The sequence below is a fragment of the Belnapia moabensis DSM 16746 genome, from assembly GCF_000745835.1.
Taxonomy (GTDB): domain Bacteria; phylum Pseudomonadota; class Alphaproteobacteria; order Acetobacterales; family Acetobacteraceae; genus Belnapia; species Belnapia moabensis.
Genome location: NZ_JQKB01000063.1, coordinates 5,092 through 12,328 on the forward strand (window position 1 = coordinate 5,092; position 7,237 = coordinate 12,328).

Below are 7,237 nucleotides of genomic sequence, written 5' to 3' on the forward strand. Positions count from 1 at the left end.
GGCCCGATTGTGACGCCGGCCATGGCTCCGACCAGCCCCGCCAGCGCTACCGACCAGAACTGAGGCGCGAGCGGGATGACAAGACAGGTTGCGGTCATCACCAAGACCGCGCCCGCGATCAGCGCGCGCTTGGCTTGCACCGCATCGACGAGTGCGCCGAGGGGCGCCTGCGACAGCAGCCCGGTCAGCATGCCGACCGAGAGCGCGGCACCGATGCTCGCCGGATCCCAGCCGTGTTCGGCAAGAAGATAGATGCCGAGATAGGCGCCGAGCCCATACCGGGCATCGGAGACGAAGAAACTCAGGGCGTCCAGTGCGCGCTCAGCGCCCCGCTGCTGCATAGGTGGGCTCCGGATCAGAGCGGAGTGGAATAGAAGATGTAACGGGCGCGGCCCTGCCTCGTTCAGGGCGAGTAGCACCCACATCACGCCAGACATACAGGATATGCAGCTGTTATCGCGTCAGGTTCCGCGCCTCTAGCGGCTTGCCGGCATGCATAGAGCTGAGCGTGCCAGCCCCTTGTCGACTTTGACAAGGAGCGCCTAGGTTCTCCTGCAACAATATTGGGAGGCTGCGCATGACCCAACCTACCCGCCGCGCCCTGCTTGTTGCACCGGCACTGCTGCCGGGCTTGGCGGCCGCGCAGGGCTTCCCAGCGCGCCCCATTACCTGGGTGGTTCCCTTCGCCGCAGGCGGCATCACTGATACCAGTGCCCGAACCCTGGCCCAGCGCATGAGCCAAAGTCTTAATCAGCCTGTCGTAGTGGAGAACCGTCCTGGTGCGGGCGGTACACTCGGAGCTGAGTTGGTCGCCCGCAGCGCGGCGGATGGGTATATCATGCTCTACGGCAGCCAGGGGCCGATGGCAGCGGCGCCTGCCATGTTCCCCAACCTACGCTATGATCCGCAGCGGGACCTCGCGCCGGTGCATGGCATTGGCGCATCGCCGCACCTCATCGTCACTCCGCCCGGCCGTCCTTGGCGAACCCTGACCGAGTTGGTCGCGGCCGCTCGTGCTCGACCGGAGGGTCTGACCTATGGCTCCGTCGGTGTTGGAACTTCGCCGCATCTGGCAGCTGAAACTCTGCAACAGGCGACCGGCGTGCGCATGGTCCATGCGCCCTACTCGAATGGGACTCAAGGCTTGAACGACGTCATCGGTGGGCGGCTCGACGCCATGTGGGACTACCCGTTAACCAGCCTGCCGCATGTGCGCGAAGGCCGGCTTCGAGCATTGGCGGTTACCGATACGCAAAGGGTTGCACTGGCGCGGGAGGTGCCGACAGTTGCTGAAGCCGGTCTGCCCGGCGCCGAGTTGGTGCCCTGGGCCGGGCTCTTTGTGCCGGCCCGCACACCGTCCGATGTTATTGGCCGCCTGGCTGCCGCGCTACGGGAGGCGATGGGCGACCCCAAGGTGCAAGAGTTCTTCGACGGCACTGCAACGGTGTTGTGGCCAACAATGGGCACAGAGCAGCTCCGTGCTTTTCTCATGGAGGAAGTGCCCCGGATCGCCAGCTTGATCGCCCGCTCTGGCGCGCGGGCGGGCTGAAGTCTAGGCAACGCGGCCTGCTGGTTGAGGACTGACGCTGAGAGCCTGCAGCGTAGTGGTCGCTGTTGAGTAGAGCCGTGTTGCCAAAGCCACCTCGGCGCACCCTGACATGCAGTTCGCAGGTAGCAATGTCATAGCTCAGCGGCCGTCTGGAAGTTAAGCCGAAGGCCAGGCTCTGACCACTCCATGGTAGCGAGTTCACCATTGCCAGACAGGGTGATGTAGGCGGTCCGCATATCCGGCCCGCCAAAGCAGATGTTGGTCGGGTGACTATCGGGCATCCACTTTGTTGCAGGGATCGGCGGCTTGAGCTGCTCCGGTAGGGTGAGGTCGGGGCGAGTCCCCTTTAACCCTTCAGTGACCGCCGTCTTGCCTTTCAAAACGAACGCAGATCGGCGCCACCATATTTCCAAGCAGAAGCACCGGGTCACCAACTGGACCGAGTACGATGCCGGCCTGCGCGCCCGCGGCAGCCTCACCGTCTGGTTCACGCCGGAGGCGATTGATGCCTGGAGGGCCAAGCCGCGCACTGGCCGGGGCGGGCAGCCCACCTACTCCGCGCTGGCGATCGCCACCGACGCCGACACGGGCCAGATCGTCGCCTCGGTGCTGACCGACAGGGATGCTGCCGACGGCTCGCAAGTCTGCCCCTTGCTCGACCGCGTCGATGGTTCGGTGGCGGCCCTCATTGGCGATGGTGCGTACGATCGGGACGATGTCTATACAGAGGTTGCGACGCACCATCCCGACGCGGCCGTAACCGCGCCGACGCAGCGGGATGCGCACTTGCGTTGTATTGCCGAACGTGGCCGTATGGGTTGGCAGCGCGCGTCGGGCTATAACTGGCGCGCCCTGGTAGAGGCCGACATCTCCCGGTGGAAACGCGTCATCGGCGACGGGCTTTGATCGCGAACGGATGGGCGACAGGCGACTGAGGTGGCCATCGCCGCCGACGCGCTGAACCACATGCTTGAGCTTGGGCGGCCCGAATACGTCCGCGTTGCTTGATCGCAAGCGCGGGCAGGGACGAATGCGTCCAGGCCCCTGACCCATGCAACACGCTGATGCCAGAACCTGCGTCACGGACGCCTATCGGTCTCAACCTGCCGAGGGCGGCCTGTGGCGAAGCGTCCAGACCGCAGCAATGGCCATCGCACACAAGCTGGCCAGATGCAGCAGCAGGTGCCCCGGCGAGGTGAAACCCTGGATGGCAAAGACGATGAGGATATCCCCGAGGGGAATCAGCGCCGTCATGCCAAGCACCAGCCCCACCGCGCGCCGGGTCGAACATGACGCAAGCACAAGGACGTAGCTGCCGAAAACGAGGTCTCGCACACCCACCACCGCAACCCAAGCCGCGCTACTGCCCTCCGGAGCCGGGAGCCCGAAGACTGCGGCGCCCAGCCTCGGGGCGAAGACGAAGACACAGCCGAGCGCCATGAGCGCGATCGCGAGGAACAGGGCGGGCCAGAGGTCAGGATCGTAGATCGGCAATGCCTCTTGATCTCGTTGTGTCACTGGCGCCAATCCTCTTTTTCTTTCCGCGATGCGGGAGCTCTGGCCTCCTCCGACCCGTGTGCTCCTCGCTGCATAAACCACCTTTCCTGCGGAAGAGCCGCCGAAGCGGGACAGGCACTTCACTGCAACGGCCGCCTCAAACGGGGGCAGCCGCCCACTACACCAACAGGGGCACGGCCCTCGGTCCGGTGGTTAGGGGCAGCCAAATCGGCATTGCCAATTCGGTCGAAGATTCAACAAACTTCCGCAGTTTTGCTGCATCGGGCACTCGAGGTGAGTAGCAGTTTGGGGCGGAGTCACGCCGCGCGCAGAGTATCGCGCCTCGGAACAAGGTGCGGCTGAAGTTGACAATGCCGACTCGCCTCGACGCCAGCGGCCAAGCGTGGCACCTCTGCGGGCATGCGAGCAACCCTGCATCCGCGCCTGCTGACCGGCCGGACCGGCGATCCGGGCGTCTATGTGGAAGCCTTGCACCTGCCCGAGACGATCCTGCTGGACTGCGGCGATCTCTCCGCCCTCACGCCACGCCACCTTCTGCGGTTGGGCGTACTGGCGGTTTCGCATGCCCATATGGACCACTGGGCCGGCTTCGACCGCTTGTTGCGGCTTCTGATTGGGCGGAACAAGCGCCTGCCCGTCATCGGGCCCGAGGGTTTTACGCAACGCCTGTTCCACCGGCTCCAAGCCTATACATGGAATCTGGCCGACCGCATCACGACCGATCTGGTGTTTGAGGTGACAGAGGTGACCATGGCTGCGTTTTGGCCACGTGCCAGTCTGCGGTTGCATGGTGGCTTCCAGATCGAAGCACTGCCGCCTTTCCCAGCCACGCCAGACGGCACTGTGCTACAGCAGGGACCGCTGCGGCTGCACGCCGCGGTGCTGGATCATGGCACCCCTTGCCTTGGTTTCGCGGTGGAGGAAGCGATGCACTTCAATGTCTGGCGAACTAGGCTGGAGGAGCGCCGCCTGCAAACCGGCCCTTGGCTCACCGCTCTCAAAGCGGCTGTGGTAGAGGGACGGCCGGACGACTACCCGATCCCGATCTATGCGCGCGCATCTGAAGCACAGAATGCCCCAATGCTGCCACTCGGTGCTCTGCGGGACCTCATCAGCGTGACGCCCGGGCAACGTCTGGCCTATCTCACGGACTTTGCTGACACGCCCGCGAACCGCACCGCTGCCGTCGCTTTGGCGCGCGGCGCCGATATCCTGTTTATCGAGGCACCTTTCGCTGCCGCGGATGCCGCTTTGGCCCTGGACCGCCGGCACCTCACGACCCGCGCCGCGGGCGAAATCGCACGTGAGGCCGGCGTCCGACGTATCGAGCCATTCCACTTTTCGCCACGCTACCTCGGGCAAGAGGCTCAGCTGCTTGCGGAAGTCGCCACGGCCGCAGGACGCGATACATTGTCACCTATCTAGGGGCTCCTCCTCGTACACTACCGGCGAACACCTCGGAACGGCGCCCCGCTGGATCAGGCCCGACAGCCCAGCTAACAATCTCCTTCACGATTTTTGTGCCACCCTGTACCGCTGGCCCAGTCGGCGCGGCGAAGTCCTGGTCATCGCTGCAGACCAGACGCAGGTCGATAAGTGGAATGGCGCGCGCAAAAGCCTCGCGAGTGATGATGTCGTTGAACGCGGTAAGAGCCACAACAGCCAGCTCGCGGCGTCCAGGGTCTGGGAAGCGCGGGTCGTAGATTGTACAGACCGCAACGGGCAGACCAGGTTGGAGTGCCGCATCGAGCATCACTCGGTAGTCGCGTGCGAAGGCCTCCCGGATGGCCGCGATGCGGGCCAGTCCGTCGGCCACGCTCCGCGCTGGCTCGCCAAGCACGCCCTCGCGCCGGCCAGCATCGTTTCCGCCGGCACTGATCACGAGGTGTGTGGCATCGAGTGGCAACCGGCGAAGCTGGCCCGGCACGTCGGCGGCGACGGAGCCGCCTCTGGCCAGAAGAGTTGCCTGCCAGCCCGATGGCAAGCGCATGCCGAGTTGGGCGACGACGTCGGGCCCTCCTCCCCGCAGGTAGCCCGCATTGTCGAGAACGGAGTCACCGAGAAGGATGACGTGTCCCGGCGCCTGCGTTCCCACGGACTGGGTACTGGCAGGTCGCGCACAAGCCGTCAGCCCGGTCGCAGCTGTGATGCTGAGCGCCGTTCGGCGAGGCAAAAAGGAGCTTCGTGGAACGGTTATCATGCTCCTCCTGACAGATGGGCTGGCTAGTTAAGCAACACCCGGCGAGCAGATAGGAACGCGTCGCCGGCCGGAGGGTTGGCTCGGCCGCAGCCGCGACTGTGGGCTGCGCCGGACCCAGGCAAGCGCGGCTGCACTGCCCTGCAACGACCGATGAGGACGCAGTGCCTATGCGCAACCCAAGCGATGCCATCCCACCCGCATGAACCCGGCGGTCAGCAGGCAGTAGCGTGGCGTTCCAGCACGACGCCGAGCACCTCGATAGGGTCACGTGCCCACCACCGCCGGGACAGAACCTCGATCTCGACCGGGGCCCGGTAGCCTGCGGCCTCGGCCATGGCGCACAGGCGCGAAATGTCGATCACGCCGTCAACCGGCATACCGCGATCAGGGGCGAGATCGGTCGTGGGCACCAGCCAGTCGCTAGCCTGGAACATGGCCATGCGGCCCTGCGCCCGCGCCGAACGCGACCGCCACATCCGACTCATCACCGGGAAGGACCGCATGGCCTGGCAGAAGGCGACAGGCTACGGCCGGCGCAGTCTCGCGGAAGCCGCAGTCGGCAGATACAAGGGGATCATCGGGCCGAAGCTGCGCGCCCGCGTCTTGGCGGCCCAGCAAGGCGAAGCCGCCATGGCCGTCGAGGTGCTCAACCGCATGGTCCGGGCTGCAAAGCCGATGTCCATTCGCGTGGCCTGAAGTCATCTGGGCGGGGCCGCCTTCGTTAGCCCGTCCGCCTCCGTGCACCAACGCCGATCAATTGCCGACCTCATCTCCAGCGACCGGTGCTCTTCCTTGCCCCGCCCGTGCCAGAATTTCGCGGGCGCGACCGGGCTTCGTCCGCGCTGCGCGTGCGGCGAAGTAGCGCTCCGCTTCTGCCTGCGCGCCAACACGCGCGGCGATTGCAGTGGCGATGTACTGGTTTAGGCTGACACCTGCGGCCTCAGCCTGTGCGGCCGCACGCTCCTTTAGGTCGTCGGGCAGCCGCAGTGGGAAACTGCTCATCCTCTCATCCTTCTCAGCACGTCGGCCGGCCGCTCGACCGGGATTCCAAATCGCGCCGCGCCATCGCGTAAGTCAGCTAGATTGAACGTGGCGATGACATCAGCGCCGCCGTTCACCGCCGTCTCAAGCACCAAGTCATCGTCCGGGTCACGCGCACCTGGGCGGACACGGAAGTCAAATGCTACGGGCACGCAGATGCTGGCGACCTCGTCGAGTACCGCCAGTACTTCCTCCGCCGAGATGCCAGTCATCTCGAGGACGGATACACGCGTGAGCACAGCCTCGTACTCGAGGATTAGCGGCGTCGACAGTAGGAGACGTAATTCCCCATCGAGCGCTGCAAGTAAAAGGCGGCGGGACGCGCCAGCGGCGCTGGCGAAGCCTGCGACCATCACATCAGTGTCCAAGACTACGCGCACCACCATGATATCATATAGGACATCATAACCCGAGTGCCGTCTACCCCCAACCGGCTTCAAAGAATGTCAATCGTCAAGTTAGGGTAATGACTACAGCGACCGAAGGGGCGAGCGATTCAGCTTTGACTTTTGTAACACCTTCTTCCCGCTTTGGTTGGTCTCGGTTGTTGGATAAGGCGGGATATGGAAACGCGCCGCGCCAGGGGCATGACGTTTTCCCCGTGTCACCATTTCATAGGCGCTTGCCCTTCGAATTGTGGCAAGCCCCATACCGATTACGATAAGGGTCTTTATCGCAAGCCTTCGGCTTCTCGCGCCTCACGCCGGATGCGGTTCAAGGTATTGTGGTACCCGCTGTAGTAGAGCTGTTCAGATGGCGAGCAGTCTGGTGCAGGGCTCTCGTAAAGGCAGGGACGGCCCGCCAACGCGTCAGCCTCACCCTGAGCGTAAGGCGTCGGGGCGGCTTTCCTGGTATCGCTATGCTTACCTTCACTGAGGCCAAGCGAAGCCGGATCGCTCCCTCTGCCCTTAGTGGAGTCTGCCGGCTGC

At 64.6% G+C, this 7,237-nt stretch carries 10 protein-coding genes; 4 read left to right on the forward strand and 6 right to left on the reverse strand.

Annotation, left to right across the window (positions count from 1 at the left end; translation table 11 throughout):
- Nucleotides 1-341: MFS transporter (locus EP26_RS38505; protein ID WP_456303884.1), on the reverse strand; the 341-nt coding region annotated here is incomplete at its 3' end.
- Nucleotides 342-577: 236 nt separating this feature from the next.
- Here EP26_RS38505 and EP26_RS33540 point away from each other — a divergent pair.
- Entirely contained in the window at nt 578-1,549 is a 972-nt protein-coding gene (locus EP26_RS33540) for a Bug family tripartite tricarboxylate transporter substrate binding protein (RefSeq protein WP_043342327.1), read from the forward strand.
- A gap of 369 nt (nt 1,550-1,918) precedes the next feature.
- Nucleotides 1,919-2,455 carry a transposase gene (locus tag EP26_RS32370; protein ID WP_408735112.1) on the forward strand — a complete coding sequence of 179 codons (537 nt, stop codon included), beginning with the start codon at nt 1,919-1,921 and terminating at the stop codon, nt 2,453-2,455.
- A 192-nt stretch (nt 2,456-2,647) separates the two neighbouring features.
- On the opposite strand, the gene EP26_RS23815 is transcribed toward EP26_RS32370, so the two are convergent.
- Nucleotides 2,648-3,043: a DUF4267 domain-containing protein gene (locus EP26_RS23815; RefSeq protein WP_052389595.1), complete on the reverse strand. Its 396-nt coding sequence runs from the start codon at nt 3,041-3,043 to the stop codon at nt 2,648-2,650.
- A 423-nt stretch (nt 3,044-3,466) separates the two neighbouring features.
- Between EP26_RS23815 and EP26_RS23820 the strand changes: the two genes are divergently transcribed.
- Nucleotides 3,467-4,492, forward strand: a complete 1,026-nt coding sequence (locus EP26_RS23820) for an MBL fold metallo-hydrolase (protein ID WP_043342328.1) — start codon at nt 3,467-3,469, stop codon at nt 4,490-4,492.
- Here EP26_RS23820 and EP26_RS33545 read toward each other — a convergent pair.
- Together EP26_RS33545 and EP26_RS23825 are read right to left on the reverse strand one after the other, a co-directional pair.
- Entirely contained in the window at nt 4,485-5,162 is a 678-nt protein-coding gene (locus EP26_RS33545) for an SGNH/GDSL hydrolase family protein (protein WP_211259530.1), read from the reverse strand. The genes EP26_RS23820 and EP26_RS33545 overlap by 8 nt on opposite strands.
- A gap of 317 nt (nt 5,163-5,479) precedes the next feature.
- Nucleotides 5,480-5,707, reverse strand: coding sequence for a hypothetical protein (locus EP26_RS23825; protein WP_052389596.1), 228 nt, complete (start codon nt 5,705-5,707; stop codon nt 5,480-5,482).
- A 61-nt stretch (nt 5,708-5,768) separates the two neighbouring features.
- Between EP26_RS23825 and EP26_RS23830 the strand changes: the two genes are divergently transcribed.
- Nucleotides 5,769-5,963, forward strand: coding sequence for a hypothetical protein (locus tag EP26_RS23830; RefSeq protein WP_157033718.1), 195 nt, complete (start codon nt 5,769-5,771; stop codon nt 5,961-5,963).
- 57 nt (nt 5,964-6,020) lie between these two features.
- Here the strand turns inward: EP26_RS23830 and EP26_RS33550 are convergent, their stop codons facing one another.
- A complete protein-coding gene (locus tag EP26_RS33550) occupies nt 6,021-6,269 on the reverse strand; it encodes a toxin-antitoxin system HicB family antitoxin (protein WP_084112884.1) in 249 nt (82 codons plus the stop codon).
- Complete coding sequence (locus EP26_RS23835; RefSeq protein ID WP_245624495.1) at nt 6,266-6,694, reverse strand: putative toxin-antitoxin system toxin component, PIN family; 429 nt, start codon at nt 6,692-6,694, stop codon at nt 6,266-6,268. Before EP26_RS23835 ends, EP26_RS33550 begins: the two co-directional genes overlap by 4 nt.
- Nucleotides 6,695-7,237: the final 543 nt, after the last annotated feature.

What these genes read in the sequence shown, in the direction of transcription:
- EP26_RS33540 (WP_043342327.1), top strand. Translation starts at nt 578, where the DNA reads ATGACCCAACCTACCCGCCGCGCCCTGCTTGTTGCACCGGCACTGCTG.
- EP26_RS23820 (WP_043342328.1), top strand. Translation starts at nt 3,467, where the DNA reads ATGCGAGCAACCCTGCATCCGCGCCTGCTGACCGGCCGGACCGGCGAT.
- EP26_RS23825 (WP_052389596.1), bottom strand. Translation starts at nt 5,707, where the DNA reads ATGGCCATGTTCCAGGCTAGCGACTGGCTGGTGCCCACGACCGATCTC.
- EP26_RS23830 (WP_157033718.1), top strand. Translation starts at nt 5,769, where the DNA reads ATGGCCTGGCAGAAGGCGACAGGCTACGGCCGGCGCAGTCTCGCGGAA.
- EP26_RS33550 (WP_084112884.1), bottom strand. Translation starts at nt 6,269, where the DNA reads ATGAGCAGTTTCCCACTGCGGCTGCCCGACGACCTAAAGGAGCGTGCG.
- EP26_RS23835 (WP_245624495.1), bottom strand. Translation starts at nt 6,694, where the DNA reads ATGGTGGTGCGCGTAGTCTTGGACACTGATGTGATGGTCGCAGGCTTC.